At 39.6% G+C, this 20,774-nt stretch carries 16 protein-coding genes; 6 read left to right on the top strand and 10 right to left on the bottom strand.

The window, feature by feature from the left end:
• Positions 1 to 158 precede the first annotated feature (158 nt).
• The 7 genes from H5126_RS12875 to H5126_RS12845 form a co-directional block, all read right to left on the bottom strand.
• The gene (locus H5126_RS12875; RefSeq protein WP_220491463.1) at positions 159 to 2,687 is read right to left on the bottom strand and encodes a TonB-dependent receptor; all 2,529 of its coding nucleotides are present in this window, start codon (positions 2,685 to 2,687) and stop codon (positions 159 to 161) included.
• Between the two features lie 280 nt (positions 2,688 to 2,967).
• Positions 2,968 to 3,813 (bottom strand): DUF4198 domain-containing protein, encoded by an 846-nt coding sequence (locus tag H5126_RS12870; RefSeq protein WP_024596099.1) that lies wholly within the window; start codon positions 3,811 to 3,813, stop codon positions 2,968 to 2,970.
• A gap of 34 nt (positions 3,814 to 3,847) precedes the next feature.
• Positions 3,848 to 4,357 (bottom strand): DUF2271 domain-containing protein, encoded by a 510-nt coding sequence (locus tag H5126_RS12865; RefSeq protein WP_024596098.1) that lies wholly within the window; start codon positions 4,355 to 4,357, stop codon positions 3,848 to 3,850.
• A complete protein-coding gene (locus H5126_RS12860; RefSeq protein WP_182692760.1) occupies positions 4,357 to 4,989 on the bottom strand; it encodes a PepSY-associated TM helix domain-containing protein in 633 nt (210 codons plus the stop codon). Before H5126_RS12860 ends, H5126_RS12865 begins: the two co-directional genes overlap by 1 nt.
• A 124-nt stretch (positions 4,990 to 5,113) precedes the next feature.
• Positions 5,114 to 5,509, bottom strand: a complete 396-nt coding sequence (locus H5126_RS12855; protein ID WP_024596096.1) for a YbaN family protein — start codon at positions 5,507 to 5,509, stop codon at positions 5,114 to 5,116.
• Positions 5,510 to 5,638: 129 nt separating this feature from the next.
• Entirely contained in the window at positions 5,639 to 6,958 is a 1,320-nt protein-coding gene (locus H5126_RS12850) for a porin (RefSeq protein ID WP_182720419.1), read from the bottom strand.
• 100 nt (positions 6,959 to 7,058) lie between these two features.
• Entirely contained in the window at positions 7,059 to 7,541 is a 483-nt protein-coding gene (locus tag H5126_RS12845) for a MarR family winged helix-turn-helix transcriptional regulator (protein ID WP_182692757.1), read from the bottom strand.
• Positions 7,542 to 7,968: 427 nt separating this feature from the next.
• On the opposite strand from H5126_RS12845, the gene H5126_RS12840 reads away from it, so the two are divergent.
• The 4 genes from H5126_RS12840 to H5126_RS12825 all read left to right on the top strand — a co-directional run bounded on the left by H5126_RS12840 (position 7,969) and on the right by H5126_RS12825 (position 13,866).
• Positions 7,969 to 8,817, top strand: coding sequence for a D-hexose-6-phosphate mutarotase (locus H5126_RS12840; RefSeq protein WP_182712511.1), 849 nt, complete (start codon positions 7,969 to 7,971; stop codon positions 8,815 to 8,817).
• Between the two features lie 36 nt (positions 8,818 to 8,853).
• Positions 8,854 to 9,387, top strand: coding sequence for a PH domain-containing protein (locus tag H5126_RS12835; protein ID WP_182712512.1), 534 nt, complete (start codon positions 8,854 to 8,856; stop codon positions 9,385 to 9,387).
• On the top strand, positions 9,380 to 10,927 hold the full coding sequence (locus H5126_RS12830) for a PH domain-containing protein (RefSeq protein ID WP_182720420.1): 1,548 nt from the start codon (positions 9,380 to 9,382) through the stop codon (positions 10,925 to 10,927). Before H5126_RS12835 ends, H5126_RS12830 begins: the two co-directional genes overlap by 8 nt.
• Positions 10,928 to 11,049: 122 nt before the next feature.
• Positions 11,050 to 13,866: a PD40 domain-containing protein gene (locus H5126_RS12825; RefSeq protein ID WP_182720421.1), complete on the top strand. Its 2,817-nt coding sequence runs from the start codon at positions 11,050 to 11,052 to the stop codon at positions 13,864 to 13,866.
• A 16-nt stretch (positions 13,867 to 13,882) separates the two neighbouring features.
• On the opposite strand, the gene H5126_RS12820 is transcribed toward H5126_RS12825, so the two are convergent.
• Positions 13,883 to 15,043 (bottom strand): lipopolysaccharide assembly protein LapB, encoded by a 1,161-nt coding sequence (locus H5126_RS12820; RefSeq protein ID WP_182720422.1) that lies wholly within the window; start codon positions 15,041 to 15,043, stop codon positions 13,883 to 13,885.
• Between the two features lie 49 nt (positions 15,044 to 15,092).
• Complete coding sequence (locus H5126_RS12815; RefSeq protein WP_024605420.1) at positions 15,093 to 16,226, bottom strand: PepSY domain-containing protein; 1,134 nt, start codon at positions 16,224 to 16,226, stop codon at positions 15,093 to 15,095.
• 290 nt (positions 16,227 to 16,516) lie between these two features.
• Between H5126_RS12815 and H5126_RS12810 the strand changes: the two genes are divergently transcribed.
• Both H5126_RS12810 and H5126_RS12805 read left to right on the top strand, forming a co-directional pair.
• Positions 16,517 to 17,131, top strand: a complete 615-nt coding sequence (locus H5126_RS12810) for a PQ-loop repeat-containing protein (protein WP_182720423.1) — start codon at positions 16,517 to 16,519, stop codon at positions 17,129 to 17,131.
• A 72-nt stretch (positions 17,132 to 17,203) separates the two neighbouring features.
• Complete coding sequence (locus H5126_RS12805; RefSeq protein WP_182720424.1) at positions 17,204 to 17,992, top strand: PhzF family phenazine biosynthesis protein; 789 nt, start codon at positions 17,204 to 17,206, stop codon at positions 17,990 to 17,992.
• A gap of 71 nt (positions 17,993 to 18,063) precedes the next feature.
• On the opposite strand, the gene H5126_RS12800 is transcribed toward H5126_RS12805, so the two are convergent.
• Complete coding sequence (locus H5126_RS12800) at positions 18,064 to 20,571, bottom strand: zinc-dependent metalloprotease (protein WP_182720425.1); 2,508 nt, start codon at positions 20,569 to 20,571, stop codon at positions 18,064 to 18,066.
• Positions 20,572 to 20,774 lie beyond the last annotated feature (203 nt).

Below are 20,774 nucleotides of genomic sequence, written 5' to 3'. Positions count from 1 at the left end.
AGAGCAAAAATGAGACCAAGTATAAGCTATTGATTTTATTGATTTTGATGGGTGTGTTTAAAAGCAGGTTTACTAATAATTGGTTAAATATACTAATTTTTAATAAAAAAGGATGCACATGGCATCCTTTTTAAATATTCGCTTTAATTAGACGTTAATTAAAAGCTGTAAGTAATGTTACCGTATAAAAAGCGTCCGTCTAATCCGTAAGGTGCATACGGTGTGTACGGGAATATTTGGCCAAAGTCAGAGTAACCAATGTTATCCACGGTTGCTTGTGGGTACTGATCGAACAAGTTGTTTGCACCAACGGCAAATTTCCAATATTCGTCTGGACGGTATGCCACTTCTAGGTCGGTGATCCATTTAGGGTCTAAGTATTCATCGCGATCAGCTGTAGTTGATATGTCAGCGACTTCACCATAACGTGTGGCACGAAGCGTTGTTTGCCATTCGTTAAAGTTCCACACTGCTGATAGGTTCCATTTGCTATCTGGCGTGCCCTCTTCAAAGCGACCTACTTCACGACGCGCAAACACTACGTAGTCGTCACCTAGTGAGTTAAGTTCGCTTGGGTTGTCGTTTACGTGTGTTACTTCGGTGTCGTTAAAATTAGCTGCTACGTTTAGGCGTAAATCACCTAAGTTGTCTAAATCTAGGTTATAAGTGGCAACTATATCTACACCTTGCGTGCGTGAATCGATAGCGTTGGTAAAGTAACGTACGCTTTCGGTATTTAGCTCACCGGCATTTTGTAGTATTTCTACTACGGCATCGCCCTCTAAGTTTTCAGACAATACAATACGGTCATCAATATCAATACGGTACGCATCAACGGTTAAGCTAAAGCTGCCTTGCGTGTACATAAAGCCCGCAGTAACGTTTACTGACTCTTCAGCATCTAACGGCTGAGCACCGAGTGCTTGCGCTGCGGCTGAATCGGTTGGGAATAAACCAACTTCAAATGGTTGGTTGTTTTCAAGTACTGTTGATATTTGGCGGTACGAGCTTTGTGCTAAAGATGGCGCACGGAAACCGGTGCTAATTGCACCGCGCAGCGATAGGTTTTCAGTAATGCTGTAACGCGAGGCAAGTTTAGAGGTAAATGTGTCGCCAAAGTCGCTGTAATCTTCATAACGACCCGCTAAAACGACGTTCCATTTTTCTGTTAAGTAGGTATCAAACTCAACAAATAAAGCGATGTTATGACGGCTTTCGTCAGTCGCACTTTCTGGTCCAAAACCAGCAAGTACTTGCGCGCCACCGGCTGCAATTGGGTTACCGTCGCTATCAAGGGCTGTGATGTAAGACGCTTCTTCGCCTTCTTCAATTTTGTAGCTTTCGTGGCGGTATTCAGTACCTACGGTAAAAAATACGTCATCAGGTAAACCTAAATCAAGTGTGGTATTGGCCGTTGCGTTTACTAAAAACTGATCGTAAACCAGTGCACCGTTATCAAATTCAGTTGGGCTGTCGGCACCTAGTGATGTGTTTATACTATTTACAACACCGAAGCCAAAGTCGTTACGGCCGTAGTTGGTACTTACATCCCATGTCCAGTCGTTAGTTTCGCCTTGTAAGCCCAATGCAAATGAGTAGTCTTGTACGTCTGTTTCAATTTGCGGCAAAAAGCCATCTGGGTACACTTCTAAAACGTTACGGCTGTCTTTTGCTCGGCGGTAAAAACCACCTGAATTACCTTCACGCTTTGAGTAGCTACCAAATGAATAAAGGTTTAAGCCGTTATCTAAATCGTAACCCATGTTGTAAAACAACGCGTAATCTTCAAGGTCTGCTTTACCAAAACGGTGATTGTAACGATCGATAGTAAATTCGCGTGGGTCTAGGGTGCCATCATCAAGGCGGCTGTATTGTTCGCGTGGGTCAAAGCCTGAGCGCTGCGTTGAGTCGTTATCGCGGTATTCAATTGATACGTTTACAAAGCCGTTATCAGATAACGCAAAACCAGAGTTTGCACTAACTGTGCGTGTTGCACCGTCGTTTACTTCTCTGTCGCCACCGGTATTAAACGCTAAGTCGCCGTTAGCATCTGCATAGGTGCTTTCTAGCTGAGGTACGCCAGCCATTTGAGTATCGTATTTACCGTACGTTACGCTAACGCTGCCGCCTTCTGAGGCATCTTTAAGTACAATGTTAATTACCCCAGCAATTGCATCAGAACCGTACTGTGCGGCTGCGCCATCACGTAGTACTTCAACACGTTTAATTGCAGAGGTTGGGATCATGTTCAAATCAACAGCGGTAGAGCCTCGGCCAACAACACCTGCTAAGTTTAATAGCGCACCGGCATGGCGGCGCTTACCGTTTATAAGCACTAGTGTGTGATCGGGTGCTAATCCACGTAAAACAGCTGGTTTTGCATGGTCAGTACCATCACCCATAGTGGCACTTGGGTAGTTAAAGCTAGGTACTTGGTTTGCTAGTATTTGGCTTATTTCTAGCTGACCCGTACTTTGCATATCACCGCTGGTAATAATATCTACAGGTACTGAGCTTTCGGCAATACTGCGTAAGCTACGGCGAGTACCTGTTACTGAAATCACTTCAATGCTTTTTTCGGCTTGAACATCTTGTTCTGCAGCAAATACAGAAGAATAGGGTGCACTAAGTGCAGAAGAAACGGCCAGGCTAAGTGCTACTTTTTTGGCTGATAATGGCTTTAACATGATGTTGATTCCCTTGAGGGCTGCTGACTATTGATTTTAAAAAGGAGCGCATCATATAGAAGCGACTACCCTAGTGCAAAGATAAAAACTATCTAAGATATTCTAAGTTGTTAACAAGTAAGGTCACTGTCTACGCGTGATATAGGCGTTTGGATCGTTGTAGTTGCAATCTTGTGTCGAATGGTTGCGAATTCAAGGGGATTTTAGATAAAAGTTAGTAAGACGTAAAAAGGCCAAGCACATGCTTGGCCTTTCAATTTTTTAAATTTAGTAATTTAAATTATTCAGGGGCAACTTCAAGCGTTGTAAATAATGCATAACGTCCTGCATCTACGCCTTCTTCATTTACGGTAACCTTGTTAGAGGTTTCGATTAGGTATAGGCCTGGCTCTTTCCACGTAATTGTAAACATACCGTCTTTATCGGTCGTTACTTTTACTTCGCCACGCTCGTTACGGTAGCGTGTGTCGCCTTTTAAAATACTTACTTCAACGCCTTCACCAGCAGATTTACCATCTTGTAGTAACTGAAAACGTGCTTGTTCACCTACAAATAAATCGTTTGGATGCGTTGGACCGCTAAGCTCTAAGCCTAAACCTAGCTGTGCAGGTTTTGAGGTGCCATTTCGGCTTACAAATGTATCTACTGTTGAAACAACCTTCGTTGTCGTTACATCTTTTGCATTGCTAGGTAACTCGGCTTCTGTTTTTTTACCAAATACGCGCTTGCGCTTACCTTCTTCGTTTTTATAGAAGGTCATGTACATTGGCTTTTGGGTCATTGCAATGTGGTAAGTGCCTTGCTCTGTTAAGCTTACCGCAGCTGAGCTTTTACGCTTTAAGTAATAAGCACGAATGGTTTCAGATACTGGCTCACCATTAGGTGCAAGTGCCATTAATAATGTGTCGTCGTACTCGGCGCCTTTTTCTTTAGGTTTAAAGGCTTTGTCTGGTGCAAACATTTCGTTAGAGATACTAGCGTCAATCATTACGTAATGCGCTTTATCGCCTGATAAAGATGTATGCGAAGGTAGTAACCAACGTCCGTGTGCACTTGCTGAAGTTGACACTAAAGCAGATAAGCTCAATGCGCCGATTAATGCCGTTTTTAATAAATTAATTTTCATTGTATTTCCTTAAATTCAAATGATTAAGTAGCAGCTACTTAGTGCTTACAGTGACGAAGCTTTTAGAAAACTCGTTTTTACCATCAATTGTTAGTTTGCCTGATTTAGTTAAATCGAGCTCAACGCGGGTGTAGTCTCTGCCGCCTTCTTCGCGTACAACTTCAATATTTAGTAAGTATTTACCTGGTTTTACTGGGTTACCGTCTAAATCATTACCTTGCCAATTTATGGTGTAAGTACCTGCGCGTTTTGTTGCGCCGCTAATGCCGTCAAAGTTGGCATCGCTTTTACCGGCTTTACGCCACCATTGGCGTAAGTCTTTAAACCATTCTGCTTTTTGCACCCAAAGTGCAAGCGTTGTAACGTGTTTGCGCTCTGGTGTTTCAAGCCAAACTGCAACGTATGGGCGGTGATACGGTTGTACTTCTAAGTCAGGAAGTGTTAATTCAACCTCTAGCTGTGGTGTTTTTGCATGCGCCGTTGTTTGAAAAAACGCAGCTACGAGCAGTAATGCGGCGCTTATAAATAATTTAAATTTAACCATTAAGACACTCCTTTTATTTGTGGAACCCAACATAAATAAATAACCAGTGGAGTTACCACTCCGAGTACGGTTATCCATATTCCTGCTAAGCGTTTTTTTCTATTTTGAAACAAAATAATCATGCCGGTGATGGCAAATAAAATCATTAGTACGGCAGATATATCAATTACCCAACTCCATACTTCACCGCTGTGGCGGCCTTTATGTAAGTCGCCAATAAGGCTTAAAAAGCCACCTGTTTGGTAATCAAGATTTAGCTCGCCAGTTGTAAAATCAAGCTCTGCGTAGGCAAACCCAGCAGGCAGTGGGTAGTCGAGCATGACAAGCGCGTCTTCTTTTTCCCACTCAATGCTTTTTACTTTTGTAAGTGCATATTGCTCGGCTAGGTAAGCTTCTATTTCAGGGTAAAGCGTTGGCAGCGTATTCAGCTGCTCATTCGCTTTGGTAACTAGCTCTGCTGGAATTACCGCCGTTACTTGGCCATTATTTTTATCGTTTTTAAGCCAATCAATATGGTTGAGCACAATGCCGCTAACGCAAAATAAGATAAGCAAAAAAAACAAAGCTGTAGAAATATAAATATGTAGAGCACGGCTTGTGCTATACAAAGCCCGCTTGTTAATAAACGACATAAAAACAGTAAATAAATTAAATTTACAGCATGATAATGATTTGCATTAGCTATTACAAATTTACTTACTTATCTTTACATAAAAACTTTAAAACAAAGGCGGTAAGCAGGTAAAAAATGAATATTTAACGCTTAGGAGGGCTGGAAGGTCTTAAAATAAGGTAAATCATTACCAATACTTCTATTACTGCAACGAGATAAATAACCCAAATAGGGGCGGCTGAATACAGTAAAAATGTAAATCCAATTAACATGCCAATGGCGGCGTAGCATTTGGCTTTTACAGGCACTACTTTATGGGCTTGCCATTGCTGCAAAGTTACACCGTAACGAGGGTGGTTTAACAGCCATTGTTCAAGCGCGGGTGATGAGCGAGTAAAGCAGGTGAGCGCTAAAATAAAAAATATAGTGGTAGGCATGACCGGCAGCACAATGCCAATAATACCCAAGGCTACAAGTATTAAGCCAAGTGCTTTAAACCATAAGTTTTTATAACAAATAAACACTGCTTTTATATTCACTTAGGCTCTTTTTAGTAATGGCTGATACTTTCGATTGTAGGCCAAATAGTTATAAAATCGAAGTGTAAAAACATAAAAAAGGGCAAACTAAGTTTGCCCTTTTAAATTTATAAAATAGGTTTTACTTATCTAGAAGTAGTAACCTACGTTGATGTTAAAGCGACGCTCTGTATCGCCATCACCAATAATTGTTCCGCCAATAAATGGCTGGTTACGTGCTTGAATAAAGTCAAAGTACGTAAATAACGGGCCTGCTGATACGCTCATACCTGTTACGTTCATCCATGTATCTGCACTGTCGTCAGATTTGTCATAAATGATCCCGTAATCGTTGTAAAACTGTACGCCTGTTATAGGGCCTAAATCAACCGATAGGTCGTAAGCTACGTTAAAGTTAGTCATGGTAGCTTCGCTTGATACGGTGTCGTAGTAGTCAAACGCACCTACAACAAAGCGGTTGCTGTTGTCGTCTAGGTCGTAGTCGTACTCACCGTGCTGAAATTGAATATTCCAGTTATTTATTTGGCTGTTTACGTGGAACGCCCATGCGCCGTAGTTACCTGCACGGTCGTTACCATCATGTAAGCCACCGCTTAATAGTGATAAACCCACATCGGTTTTAGCGTTTTCGCCATGCTCAATTTGGTACACTGTACGAGCTGCAAATGTGTTGTATTCACCAAGGCGAGAGCCAGGTGCATCGTATGTGCCTTCGGTTGTTGCACGGCTACCAACTATATCAAAAGAGTAACGCTCGTTAACTTCAGAGCTGCCATCAACGCCGCCTACTTCATCATTTTTGAAAAAGCCTAGGTCTAGTTTCCAGTTATCTTTTAGTTTACGGTTTACTGTTACACCCAAGTCAAAGTCGTCTTCTAGGCCAACATAGTAGTTAGTGCTAAAAAAGTAGCTGTGTGAGTTGTATGGGCCATTACCAAAAGGGACAGGTGCAATACCAGCTTGTGCTTCCCAGCCATCAGTAAATTCGTAACCTAAGTATGCATACTTAACAATGGTCATGTAATCGTAAAAGCGAAAATCACCATTAACAGAAATATCGTTTATTTCGCCAGATAAGTTAATGCGAAATACTTCAAAGTCTAAGTCGCCGCTACGATCTTGAGTGTCTTCATCGTATGAATTAGTGCTGTAATTAAAACGCACTGCGCCACCAATTTTAACGCCTTCGTCTTTTTTCTCAGATTCGGCGGCAGCAACAACTTCTTTGTTATCAGCTTTTTTACTAATTTTTGCAACTTCTTGCTTGTGTAGCTCATTAATTTTTTGCTGTTTTGTTTTTTCATCAGCTAACTTATTTTCAAGCAGTTGCATTTGTTGCTTTAACTGCTTAAGTTGGCTTTGTAACGTGTCTAGATCATCAGACGCATAAGAAGTACTTGTAACACCACCTAGAACTAGTGCTAGTGTTAATTTTGAGAGTTTAGTCATAATTGCCGCTCAGATTTTGATTAAAAAATAAAAAATTCAAGACGTAAAAAAACGCCTTACGTTTAGGGTAAGTACAAAAACTATGTATTTTTTTTATTATTTATTCTTTAGGAGCTTGAGTAAGCGCACCAACTTCTAGAAGGGGCGATGCATCTAATTTATCTGCATCCATCATTGCGGCTACACGCTGCATTGATGAGAGTAAAAGGCTCTGTTCCCATTCAGCAAGTGCAGAAAACTTTTCAATAAAGTGTTCTTGCAATGGCTGAGGTGCTTTATCAAGTAACTCTTTTCCTTTATCGGTGAGGTATAAGCTCACTCTGCGTTTATCCATTTGACTGCGTACGCGTGTTACTAAGTTTCTGCTTTCTATTCTGTCGAGAATATTGGTGACCGTTGCTGGGCTTAAATTTACATTTTGAGCAATACGGCTCGCCGTTATTCCATCGGTTTTTTGCACTTCTTGCATTATAAGCAATTGTGGGCCAGTTAAACCCGAAGTTTTATTTAGCTGCTTAGAATGTAAGTCAATCGCGCGGATAACTTTACGTAAAGAAATCAATAACTCGTCATATTTTTGCATTTGCTTATCTCGTCGATGGGGCGGTAGTTTGCCGTAATCGCGAAATGTTACACATCAAATAAATTGAATTCAAATAATATATTGTACTTTAGCCCGCTTTTATTGGTTTTTAATAGTTAGAGCAGTAACTAATGTAAAATTATATTGTTTAAATATTGGTAAATTTTCTTAGCACCTTGTGTGCATTAAGTTGCGCACAGTACGTATGTTGTGAATAATTGGCAAGTCTTATTGTATAGACTTTAGTATTATTCATTTACAGCTGTTAGTACAAAGTAATTGTTTGTGAGTTTACTGTATATGTATTAATCGGCAATGAACAAATTCAGCAATCAATATTTAATATCAATAGCGTATACTTTAAGCATGCATTATTGTTTAGATGTAAACATTAAAAATCTTTAGTATCAGTATTATAGGGGAAGGTATGAAATTATCGCCATCAGTTAGCATTGAGCAAAGCGAATCCGGACTTGAGTTTATTAAAGTAGCTAGTGAAAAGTGCGACGCAAAAATATTTTTGCAAGGTGGGCAAATTACCGAGTTTATCCCTAAAAATAACAAGCCACTTATTTGGGTTTCACAAGAGGAAACCTATCAAGAAGGGGCGAGTATTCGAGGCGGTATTCCTATTTGTTGGCCGTGGTTTGGTACACACGCTAATGATGGGTGGCCTGCCCACGGTTTTGCGCGCACAAGCGTATGGCAAGCCGATGAAGTACACGAATCTGATGAGCAAATTACAGTTAGTTTAAAGCTCCCCATGAAACTTGTTAATACAACGTATTGGCCGCATCAGTGCGCATTAAAAGTTGAGTTTGTATTAAGTGATAAATTACAGGTTCGCTTAACGACCACTAACTTAGGTAGTGTGCCATTTAGCTTTACTCAAGCACTGCATACCTATTTTCCTACCTCAGATATTACAAACACCCATGTAGATGGTTTGCAAGGCGCGCAATATATTGAGTTTAGTGAAGGGCCATTTGTACAAAATGATGTTGTAAGCTTTAATCGCGAAACCGATATGGTTTATACACAAGCAAGTACAGTGCAAAGCATTAATACGCCAGAAGGTGTTATTAATGTGAGCCGCGAAAACTCAAGTTCGTGTGTGCTGTGGAATCCATGGATAGAAAAATCAAAACGCTTATCTAATTTTGCTGACGATGAGTATAAAACAATGCTGTGCCTAGAGGCCGCTAATGTACTGACAGATAAAGTAACGCTTGAGCCAAAACAAAGCCACACCTTAATAACTACCATTAGTTGGTAAGCTAGTCATAATTAAAAGCAGAAATAGGGACAAATAGTGTTTAACAATCAACAAATAATGGATTTACCAAAGCATAGTGATATTAGCTTTAAGCCATTGGCTGATAAAGCCTTATTACATACACAACTTAGCTCGCTTCTGTTTTATGTACCGCTAATTGGAGCGCTTATTGCTGTTTGTTATTTTAATGAAGCCTTTGCTAATAACGCACAAACGTATTTGCTAATTGGTATGCCAATTTTGGTGGCCGTATCTATGGCGTACAACATAATAAGTGTGAGGTTGCGAGGTTTTGCAGTGCGAGATCATGACATTGCTTTTAAAAAAGGCGTTATTTGGCAACAAGTGACGGTATTACCTTTAGCGCGTGTACAGCATATGGAAATACACCAAGGGCCAATAGAGCGAAAACTTAGCCTTGCGAGTATTAAATTATTTAGCGCTGGCGGTGTAAGTGCCGATTTACAAATTAGTGGGCTAACCCATGATGATTGTAAAAATATGCGCCAATTTGTACAAAACTACCGCCAAGACGACGCAACTACTCAGGCAGCTTTAGTCGATGAGTAATACAACTATCGAAGATAAAGCCAGCCCTATTTACTGGCAAAAAGTATCGCCCTGGGCACTTTTATATTTTGTTGTGCACTTTAGTGTGCGCTTTGTAAAAGATGGCCTTTTAAACTTACTGCCCATGCTAGTCGTGTTTGTTACTCAAGTAGAAAATAAATTGTTCTGGGCGCAGGTTGCAGGCGGTATTGCACTAATTTTGCTACTTGTTTACTCATTTTTATATTATTTAAATTTTAAGTTTAGTATTAGTAGCGACAACGAAATATTGCTTAACAAAGGTGTATTTAAAAAAGAGCGACTTACGCTTAAATTTGGCCGTGTGCAAAACGTTAATATTGCCGAGCCGTTTTATTTTACCCCCGTAAACTTAGTTAATTGTATTTTTGATGCCGCTGGCAGTGTGTCGCAAGAAGTTGTTTTACCTGGTGTTACTAAAGATTATGCACAGCAAATGCGTAAACAAATATTTGATTTTAAAGCGCAGCAACAGCAAGAAGCACCAAATACTGAACAAAGCGAAACAGACACTATCGAAAACAGCCTAAGCATTAGCAATAAAGAAATAGCCAAATTTGGTTTAATGTCGAATATGGCTATTTTAGCAATCGCTGCTTTTGCCCCTTTTATAAACCTAATTGTTGATTTTTTAGAGAAGCAAATTATTGCGAAAGTAGAAGGCTTTTATCAACAAGAGCTTGGTATGCTGGCCAGCGCAGCTACCTTTGCGATGATCACCTTAATTGGTTTGTTAGTTGTGGTGGCTGTAATGCTATCGGTGACTATGTCGCTTATTCGTTTTTATAATTTTGAGCTTTATTTTAAAGGTCAAAAGTTTAAACGCATTGCTGGCTTGTTAGAGCGCCATCAGCTTTCAATGAGCATGGACAAGGTGCAATCTATTGTTATTAAACAAAACCTAATGGGGCGATTACTAAAGCGATTTACCGTTGAGTGTTTACAAGCAAGTAGCGGCGGAATAGCAGCCGGTGTGGCGGCTAAAAAAAATAAACAAACGTTAGTACTACCTGTATTAAATAGCGAACAAGTTGATAGTGTATGCCAATGGATTTACCCGTGGTTTAATAGTAAAAAACTCGCTTTTAAGCGCGCAGAGCGAGCGCTTTTGTATAAAAATTTAGGCTTTTATTCACTGTTACCCAGTGTATTAGTGTTTGGCTTTTGTTTTATTGCTGATATTAATACTTTGATAAGCCTTGGTGTTTTAGTGGTGTTTTCTGGCTTGGTGACTTTGTCGTATCAGCGTTATGGTTATTACATGCATGAGGATAATGGTCGATTTTACATGGTTGTACGCAAAGGTATGATTGGCGTTCATTACCGTGTTTTTGAGCTTTATAAAGCGCAAAGTGCGCGCAGTATAAGTACGTACCTAATGAGAAAGTCAGGCTTAAAAAGCCTGTATATACAACTTGCTTCAGGCTTTGTATTTATGCCCTACATAAAGCAGCAAGATGCTGACTTTATTATTGATTTTACAATTAAGCAGATTGAGTCAGATACTCGCAGCTGGATGTAAAATACCCTAATAAAACATGTGTAAATACCCATTTTCACATGTTTTATTACATTTTCTTACTGCCCATGAAAGACATTTAATAATACCCTAGATGGTATTAAGGAATTATTTTAGGGACGCTCATGAAAAAAACACTTATCGCATCAGCTTTATTACTAGCAGCACCGATCTTTGCAGCCGATTGGCAAACTATTCATACCGAACATTTCAACATTCACTACAGTGTTGAGCATGCTGATTTTGCTAAATCAACTGCAGCAGAGCTTGAAATAGTACGCACCAAAGTGCTTGAGCAGCAAAACCGAACACTTGATAAAACAGTTGATGTAGTGGTGTTTGATCCCCTAAATGCGGCAAATGGCTTTGCGCTACCTACCTCAAATAATCCTGTAATGGCACTTTTTACAACCCCACCACAATCCGACACCGTTATATCAAACAGCGCTGGCTGGCAGCAGTTACTTGTACTGCATGAATATATTCACTTAGTGCATTTAGCACAGCCTACACGCAATCACTGGCAGCAAAAAGTACGTGGCATATGGGATTTATACGACTTAACTTACAGTGATACACCGCGCTGGGTAGCCGAAGGTTATGCCACATTGATTGAGTCTAAAATGACGGGCCGTGGGCGTTTATTTGATAACTACTCAGAGTCAATACTGCGAGAATTTGCTCAGCAAGGTGCTTTGCCAACCTATGGGCAATTAAATGGCGAGCAGGGCTTTATGGGCGGCTCAATGGCGTATTTAATGGGTAGTCGCTTTTTAAATTGGCTAGAGCAAAACTATTCAGAGCAAACACTCGATAGTGTTTGGACGCGAATGCAAGGCGTAAAAACGCGTGACTTTGATGAGGCATTTAGCGGTGTGTTTGGGCAAAGTGCAGCCAAGCTATATCGCCGATTTATAGCTGAATATACCTATAAAGCAATGCAAATAGAACAAGGAGAGCCGTTACTTAATAGTGAACTTTGGCTTGAACTTAACTTATATGCAAGTAACCCTGCACTTTCAAAAGATGGTAGTAAAATTGCAATTGTTGAGCGAGACAAAGAGAGCAATACCAAGCTTATAATTTATAGCACGGACGACAACATAAAGGCGCAAGAGGAGTTTACTAAAGCGCAAAAAGAGCTACTCAAAAACGATGCACAAGACATCCCCGATACAGCGCCAAGTGTGTTTAAGCGCGAACAAAAACAAGTGCTTAATCAAATTAATCGAGCCGGTATTGCAAACCCGCAATGGGTAAATAGCACAACGTTATATTTTAATGCGTACAGCAATGAAGAGTCGGGTATTTATAATAAAGTGTCAGACATATTTAGCTATAACACTGACACTGGAAATATTACACAGCTTACCAAGCTTGCTGGTATACGACGATTTAGCGTAACCAGTAACGGTGATACCTTGTATGGCGAGCAAATAAGAGGTGGCTACTCTGAATTAGTAAAGGTTGATCTCAATACGCAAACCACCACACCATTATTTACAAAAAGCCTTGAGACAACTTACGATTACCCAATACTCAGTCCTGATGAAACTAAATTAGCTTATTTATCAACGTCATTAAATGAAAACTGGCAATTGTATATACAAGATGTGGGTAGTAATAAGCAGCAATTAATACCTATGCCAAACGGGTATCAATATTTAAGTCAGCCTAGCTTTAGCCATAATGGTGAGTCACTTTACTTTGTTGCAGGCTTAAATAGCGCTACTGATATTTATAACTACAACATAGAGAGTAAAACACTCAGCAAGTTAACTCAGGGGCAGGAAGCCGTTGCTCACCCGATTGAAATGGCCGATGGCTCGTTACTCTATTTTTCGATAACCGCAGATGGGCCAAATGTAAAAACATTGCCAAAAGCTATAAACAGCACTGTAGTTACTGAATTTTCGGCTAATAAAAAAGCACCGCTGCTCATTGTAAACGAACATACGCTTCCAAAAGCTAAAATATATACGCATCAAACAACGCAGCAAACAAATTACAACGTGCTCGAGCAGCACGCTACTTTTGCACTAGGGACGCAGTATTATTCGGCTTCTACCAGTTTGTTAGATTTAAGCATTAAAAGTAGCGATTTATTAAAACAGCTCGACTTGCAAGCGGGATATAGCACTGATTTACACGATGGAGCACTGCACGGTGGTTATGTGCAGGCAAAATATAATGCGCTTGATGTAAAACTGAAACTTGCACTGTTTGACTATAATTTAAATACATCGCGCCAGTATCAACAAAGGCTAAATGCAGATATGGATGCCCGTGGTGGTTTTGCTGCAATAAGTTACCCTGTTAAATTTGGGCAGCTAAGTTTAACGCCGGAGCTTGCCTACAATTACACTGATTATAAACAACGCCATAAAAATTGGACGCGTTTAGGCGTTGCCCAAAGTTGGCAATATGATCGTCAAGACTTTGTGATAGGCCAAAGCCTTTATGCGAGTTGGTACGATGGCAGTAGTAAAAGTAATAGTTGGCAAGGTTACGATTTAGTCGCCAAAATTTTTGGTAAAGCGTTTGGTATTCCTCTTTATGCAAATTTTTCTCAAAAACAACGTGATGACAGCAGCCTTGCATTAGGTGGCTTTAGCTCAAATCTTATTAATCAGCAGCAAAATAGTGAATATGTACTTTCATCTGAGCTGCCTTTTTATAGCGCAGCTGCAAAGCGCTATCAAGGTTACGGTGGCGGCTTTAGCTTTAAAGAAGGCATGCCGTGGCTTTATTACAAGCAGCATCAACTCGACGGCACCGTATATGCACAAAGTTACGGGATAAAACACCAAGGTGATTTTAGTTTTGGAATGGGGCCTGCTGGTATAAATGACTTAATATTTAATATGGGACTGTCGCGAGTAGAAGGCGACAGTTTTGAGGATGAAATGCGAGCGTGGCTGAGCTTTTATTATTCGCTATAAATATTAATTGGCTAAGTTACTTATCCATCTGCAAGGATAGTAACTTAGCTTGATATACATCGATTTTTTGGTTATCACGTTCTAGTTCGATAGCTTTCTCAAGCAAGGTTTGTGTTTGTTTAATATTACCTTGTTGATAGCGAACTTTTGCGAGTTCCAAGTATAACTCAGCAATGTAAGGCGCTTTAGTAATAGCTTGCTCAAGGTGTGCTTTAGCCTGATGAGCATGGCCAGCTTGTAAGTTGTTTTTAGCGATTACTAGTAATTCATATGGGTCTTTTTCTTTATTAACTAATTGTGAAGTGAGCTCTTTGACAAGCTCTTTGTCGCCTAATTTTTTAGCTAAAAGCTGATAGTTGCTGATTAAATTAATACTTATTTCATTATTACTAAGTGCTGTTTGATAGATGTTTTTAGCGCTTTGTAAATCACCTGCCCGACGATGCAAAACGCCCGCTATATTAAATAATTCAGGATCATTGGGAGTGTATTTGTTTGCTTGTAGAATAAGTGAGTAAGCAATATCCAGCTGTTTGTCTGCTAGCGCTGTTGCAGCTAAATTACTGTAAAACTTAGAAACTAAATCGTTATAATCTGCACTGCTTGAATAAAAGCTGCGACGGGTAGGAAAGTAGTCGATTAAGGTGCCCGCTCTGAAAAATTCAACAATATTATAATCTTTTTTCTCTATTTTTGGGGCGTATACTCTTGTTCTAAAGTGGCTTGCTACATAAACAACATTATTTTCTTTTGCGTATACAGGCTGACTTGTTACTTCTTGAAAGCTCGTTTCTAATCCGAGAGCTTGTGCATAGCTTTGTGTTAAAACAGCTAAGCTAATGCAGTTGCCTTGCGAAAGTTTTAAGGCTTGGGCTGAAGTAAGTGTATCGCCGTGGTATTTAAAGTTAGCTAAGTTGCTTTCGAGGTAGTTGTAAATAATGCGGTCATGACGGATTTCAGACTGTTTTTGTTTTTCGGCATAGGCTAAAAATTTTTCTTTTTCAACATTTGGCAGCTCGAAAATACTGTACTCAGAAGGAGTGTCGAGTTTATTAAACAAAGAATGGTTTAATAGTTGTTCAAGCTCTATTTGTTGTTCTACTTGCTGAACCTTGGTTGTGTTACATCCAACTAAATATAAAAAAGTAATACAGACTGCTATTTTATAAAACATCATAAACCCACTCCATTGTTAAATTTTACATTACAATGTGGTGGGTTTTTAATCAAGCACTTGCTGTACTGCGTTTACTTGAGCGATTTTTTTGTGATTGTTTTTTACGTTTACGGCGGGTAAACCACAAGTAAAAACCAGTACCTGCTAGCCACACTGGGCTCAAACCAATTACGCACCACAGTATTTTACTTATTAGCCCTGCAAAGTAGCCAAAATGAAGTTTTCTAAAGCTATCAATTACTTGCCAGCCAACGCCTACTTCGCGAATATCCCAGTTAGTTAAATGTTCGCCTGTATGCTTATCGTAGCTAACCGTATTAGCGTATTCGCTCGCAAGCGGGTTATTTGTATCGACTTCGCCGAATAAGGTGATATTTTCGTCAGGCTCGAGCGGCATAACTAAAAACGTACCATTAAAAGTGGGTATTTGCTTTTTACTGTCATCGAGTATGTGTTGAAACGAAATATCGCTACTGTGCAAGTTTTTGGTTAGTACAAAGTGCTCTTCCTCAGCGTGTTCAATAACTTCGTGATACCACACCGCCCAGTTAAAGTAGCCACCTGTAATAGCTAAAATAATAATGATGGGCGACCCTATCACCCCAGTCATTTTATGAATGTCGCTAAGTACAATTTGCAGTGTTGCACGCCAGCGCACACTAAATAGGCGCTGCCAAAATTTACGATAAATAATAAGTCCTGTAATACCTAATACCAATAAAAACAGAGCAAAAAAGAAGCCTAGTACTGTGCCTGTTTGCCCTGGCAGGTTTTTAAAGTCGTTAAGTAAAAAGGTGTAATGCAGTTCTAAAAACCAATCAGTAAAATAATGGCTGGTACCAACAGGCTCTGACAAAATGTCACCCGTATACTGGTTTAAATGAAACTTATACCATTGCTCTGTCCCGCGTTTAACTAAGTAAACCCGATCAGCAGTATCATCGTTAAATATCTCCCAACTACCTACTACATACTCAGGGTAAGCAAGCTCTGTTTTTGCGATTAATTTGTCGATTGGCATGCGCTCTGGCAGTGCTTTTACAACATAGTGACTGCTTGGCATAAGTAAGCCATCTATTTCACTTTTAAAAACTAATACGCTCCCTGTAATACTAATAACAATCAAGGGAATGAGAGCTATAAGAGCGATCCAACTGTGAATTTTAAAAAGAGTTTTTCTCATAGATAGTTTTATATATTGCAGTTAATGACTTGCGCATGATAACAACTATCATTTTCATTTAATAGCTTGTGAGTAGGTTTTCTATTAAATAGGTAAACCGTGAACTTAATTCTACGGTTTTTGTATACCTAGCTTTCCAGTACCTAAAATAAGAATATCTTATTTAGTTGAGTTAAATTTACGCGGCTCTACAATGCCGCGCTCATAGTAAAAGCCTTTTAAAAACAGATGTTTATTAAATGTTTTTATTTCTGTTTTTAATTAACATTTATATAACGAGCGAGGTTGCTTTGGCGCATTATTTGCCTATATTGTCTTCTTTTATTTTGGTTTTTAGTTTTTTACCATTACTAAACAAAATTCGAAAAAATCGTAGTGTCTCTGGTTTGTCACTATTAATGATGACATTTGGATTAGCACAAAGCCTTTATTTTATAACCTACAATATTTTCTTTGAGCGCTATTATATTGCGTTACCATTTATTGTAACCGGTGCGTTAAGCGGGCTTATTTTATATTTTTTTGCACGTTTCAATGCAGCTAAACGAGAACGTGTACAGCTGGTTACTATGCTAGGTTTTTCGTTACTGCCTTTTTCACTGCTTTTAAATTCAAGCCTTGATACTGCAACGGTATTAAGCGCTTTAACGTATGTTGGTCTTGTGATGAGTTCGGTACGTGTTATGCCGCAAACTTATAAAACATTGCGTACGGGTAATGTGAGTAATTTAAGCGCGCGCTACTTTAGCTTGCAGTTTATTGCTGGTATTTGCGGCTTAGTTGTTGAGCTTACAACAGCGGCTCCAAGCACGGCGCACTTACTTATGTTTATTATGCTATTGCTTACCAATGCTGTGCAATTTGGTTGTATGCAATATTATAGAATGCGACCTGTAATGGCTTAAAGCAAAAATAAAAGTGCTAATTTAGTTTAGGTATGGCAGTTTTAAGCTATTAATCATTACAAAGTTTAAACAATGCAATTAACTATTCATCAAATTGATGCATTTACGAATGAGTTATTTAAAGGTAACTATGCGGCAGTGATCCCACTAGAATCGTGGTTAAGTGACGATTTAATGCTAAAGATTGGCGCTGAGAATAACGTATCTGAAACTGCTTTTACCTGCCTTCAAGACGATGGAAGTTTTGTTATTCGTTGGTTTTCACCTTTGATGGAAATCGACTTTTGTGGTCACGCCACACTTGCGGCTGCCTATGTTTTATGTGAAGAGCATAATATATCGAAAATTCGCTTTGTTGCTGATGCGGTGGGCGAGCTAATCGTTAATAAAAACGCTGATGGCAGCTTTGCAATGACCTTTCCTAAGCAAGCACCGATTGAGGTACAAAATGTACCGCAGCAATTGCTTGATGGCTTGTCTATACAACCGAGTAAAATGCTTAAAAATCGCCAAGCTTACTTTGCTATTTATGAAAATGCCGATCAAATACTTGAATTAAAAACTAACTCCGAGCTTTTAAAAACGCTTTATCCACTTGATGTAGTGGCCACTGCACCTAGTGATGATTACGATTTTATATCTCGTTATTTTTGGCCTGCAAGCGGTGGCGATGAAGATTATGTAACGGGCTCAATTCATACTGGCTTGGCACCTTACTGGGCGCAGCAATTGGATAAAACTACGTTAAGTGCTTATCAGGCTTCAAGCAGAGGCGGGCATTTAATTTGCAAAGTGGGTGATACAACCGTCACTTTGACCGGACATGCTGTAAGGTATTTAAAAGGCACTATTTATATTTAAACTGTGAATTAAGTTATAAAAAAGGCCACGTAAATCGTGCGTGGCCTTGGTTTACTCAATTAATAGAGGTTTTATGCTTCTAGCGCTTTTGCAATTAAGCGATCAATATATTTCTTATGCGCTTTAGTTGCTGTATCTGCACCCCAAGCAACACTGGTATCGGCTATTTGAGTTAGCTGATATAACGCTGCTGTTTTAGCCAAGTTATCGTATTTGCTTGCTTTGCCAAGACCAGCAATTGCAATTAACTGGTTAACATACTCAATTTGTAAGTTGTGACTAATAGAGTTTGCGTCTTTGCTTTTCACGAAAATGCTGGCGGTTAAATCTTCCATAAACTGAGTTAGGCTATATTCGTTACCGTACAGAGCTGTGTCAGAAATACGCAGTAATACCGCTGGGTGTAATAGCTGTGCAAGTACAGACTTTTGCATTCCTAAAATCATTTGGTGTGCTTTAGGGTCTTCATTTTTGCCGTAGTGATTAAAGCCACGACGTTGCAGCTGTAAGTAGCTATAAAGAGGTTGCATATTTTGTAGTACATCTGGCGCAAATACAAACTTGGCTAGTATATCCATTGCTTGTGTTTGACGCTCAAGCGATACCGGTGTAAATGGTTTATCTGCATTTGTATCACCCACTACAGCGCGCTCAACGTATACGCCACCAATCTGGCGAGAAACCACACCTGCTTGAGCTCGGTACTGACCAAATAAGCTATTAGCAGAGGTAACAAGCTGTTGGTAAGACTCACCTTTAACCGTTGCTTTATCTTTTAGCTCAGTAAATAGTTTATTAATTAGTGCCATACGATCTGCGCCATAGGCAGCAGGGTTTGACGACAAATCACCAATCATTACACGTGGATCGATATGGCGACCTGGTGCGCGCATATCGTCTGCATCGTTACCAAAGGCAAGGGCATGTTCACTTGAACGAGCAAGTATTTTTTCAAGTCGAGCTTGCTCAGCAGCTTCATCTGCAAGCGCTACGCTGTAGCCATAGTTAATTGCCCAATCATCGTAAGGACCAGGTTTTGTTTGAAAAATATCACCTTGCTGCATACCAATTGGGGCAATGTTAGCGGGTGCATAATCCATAACAGAACCGGTTACTATGCCTTGGGTTTTGTTTTTATCGTGTACTTCTTTTTCATCCCACAAAATTGATGATTTCATATTATGGTTAAGACCTAAAGTATGGCCAACTTCGTGAAGTACCAATTGCGTTAGACCTTGGCGAAGCATTTCTTTATCTTCAATTTTGTCGCCGCTAGCAAGGCCTTTGGCAAGCATTAGATTTTGTTGAATCTCATGCCCAAGAGAGCAATTTAGCTCGCCGGTATTTGTTGTTTCACCGTGGCTCATTGTTCCTTGTGTGAAAAGCGTGTCGTAAATCCAGCGGTTTTTCATAAATACAAACTCAAGCATAATGTCTGAGCCCAGTATTTCGCCTGTTAATGGGTTAGCAAGTGCTGGCCCGTATCCGCCAAATGGAGGCTTAGGTGACGAAGTCCAACGCAGTACGTTGTAATTGATATCGCCCGCATCCCAGTCTGCATCGTCTGGTTGTACTTTTACCTCTAAGGCATTTTTAAAGCCGGCTTTTTCAAAAGAGGTATTCCACGTTAAAACAGCGTCACGAATAGTATCGCGCCATTCAATGGGTGTGGTGTTTTCTATCCACCAAGTAATTGGTTTTACTGGCTCTGAAAGCGCTGCACTTGGGTCTTTCTTTTGTAAGTCCCAGCGTTTTATAACATCTTGATAAGGTGCCCAATCGGTAGATGTCATTTGATCAAATTGATTTGTAAAATAACCAATGCGCGCATCATCCATACGTGGTGCGTAGTTATTGCTAGGTAGAGCGACAAACGAGTGCTGAACTTTTACCGATACGCTACGCGGATCGCTTACTGCATTTGAGCCACGTACCGTTGGGCTTGGGTTAGTAAATACGTAATCAACAACTACGTCTAAGTTATTAGGATATGGACGCTGTTTAATAATGCGTGATTTTTTATCGTCTAGTTTACCTACTTTAAAGCGTTTTTTAGCGTTTTTATCTGCTGGATTTGGCGTAGGTGATACTTTGTGAAGTGCTTCGCTTAAAAATAACTTATTTACATTAAATGCTATTTTACCGTCTTCTTCTTTTTCTATTTTAATGCTCGCAAGTACCGCTTCACTAATATTGGCATCACTCGCTTTTGAAATTGCACTGCTTTCGTCAAATTTGTAGCGAGGTGTTTTGCTAATAATATCGATACGGTCAAAGTATTTTCTAAATTCAATTAATTTAGTTTCGCGGTAAGAACCACGATAATGGCCTGCATCTGTAACGCCATCGACAGTGTGCGCAAAATACACAAACGGCGTATTGAGTTGAGATTCGTTAATCACCATAAGGTGCTTACCGGTTTTTTCGTCTTGATAAAGGCTAAATATACCGGCAAATTCAGTTTGTCCTTTGATCATTTCGCTAAGTGTTTTTGACTCTTTTTCGTCTTTTTTATCGGCTGCAAATGCATGGCTGCCAAACGCTAAGCTAAGCGCAAGGGTGATGCTCGTTAATTTCATTTTGAGACTTTTAATATTTGTTAATTTAATTGGACTGTACGTAAATTAATTTAATTTCGCACATCTTCGCGATGAAATTTAAGTGTTTAACACTAATAAACTGATATTAATGAATAAAAGTTTGTAACAAAATATAACGAATGAGGTGAGCTGCATGTGAAGTTATATTCTATAGCCCTAAATAGCAGCGGTTTATATGTATT

It is taken from the genome of Pseudoalteromonas sp. SG45-3, assembly GCF_014164075.1.
GTDB classification, from domain to species: domain Bacteria; phylum Pseudomonadota; class Gammaproteobacteria; order Enterobacterales; family Alteromonadaceae; genus Pseudoalteromonas; species Pseudoalteromonas distincta.
Note: the sequence above shows the minus strand (reverse complement) of the source record. Positions and strands in the feature narration are given on the sequence as shown.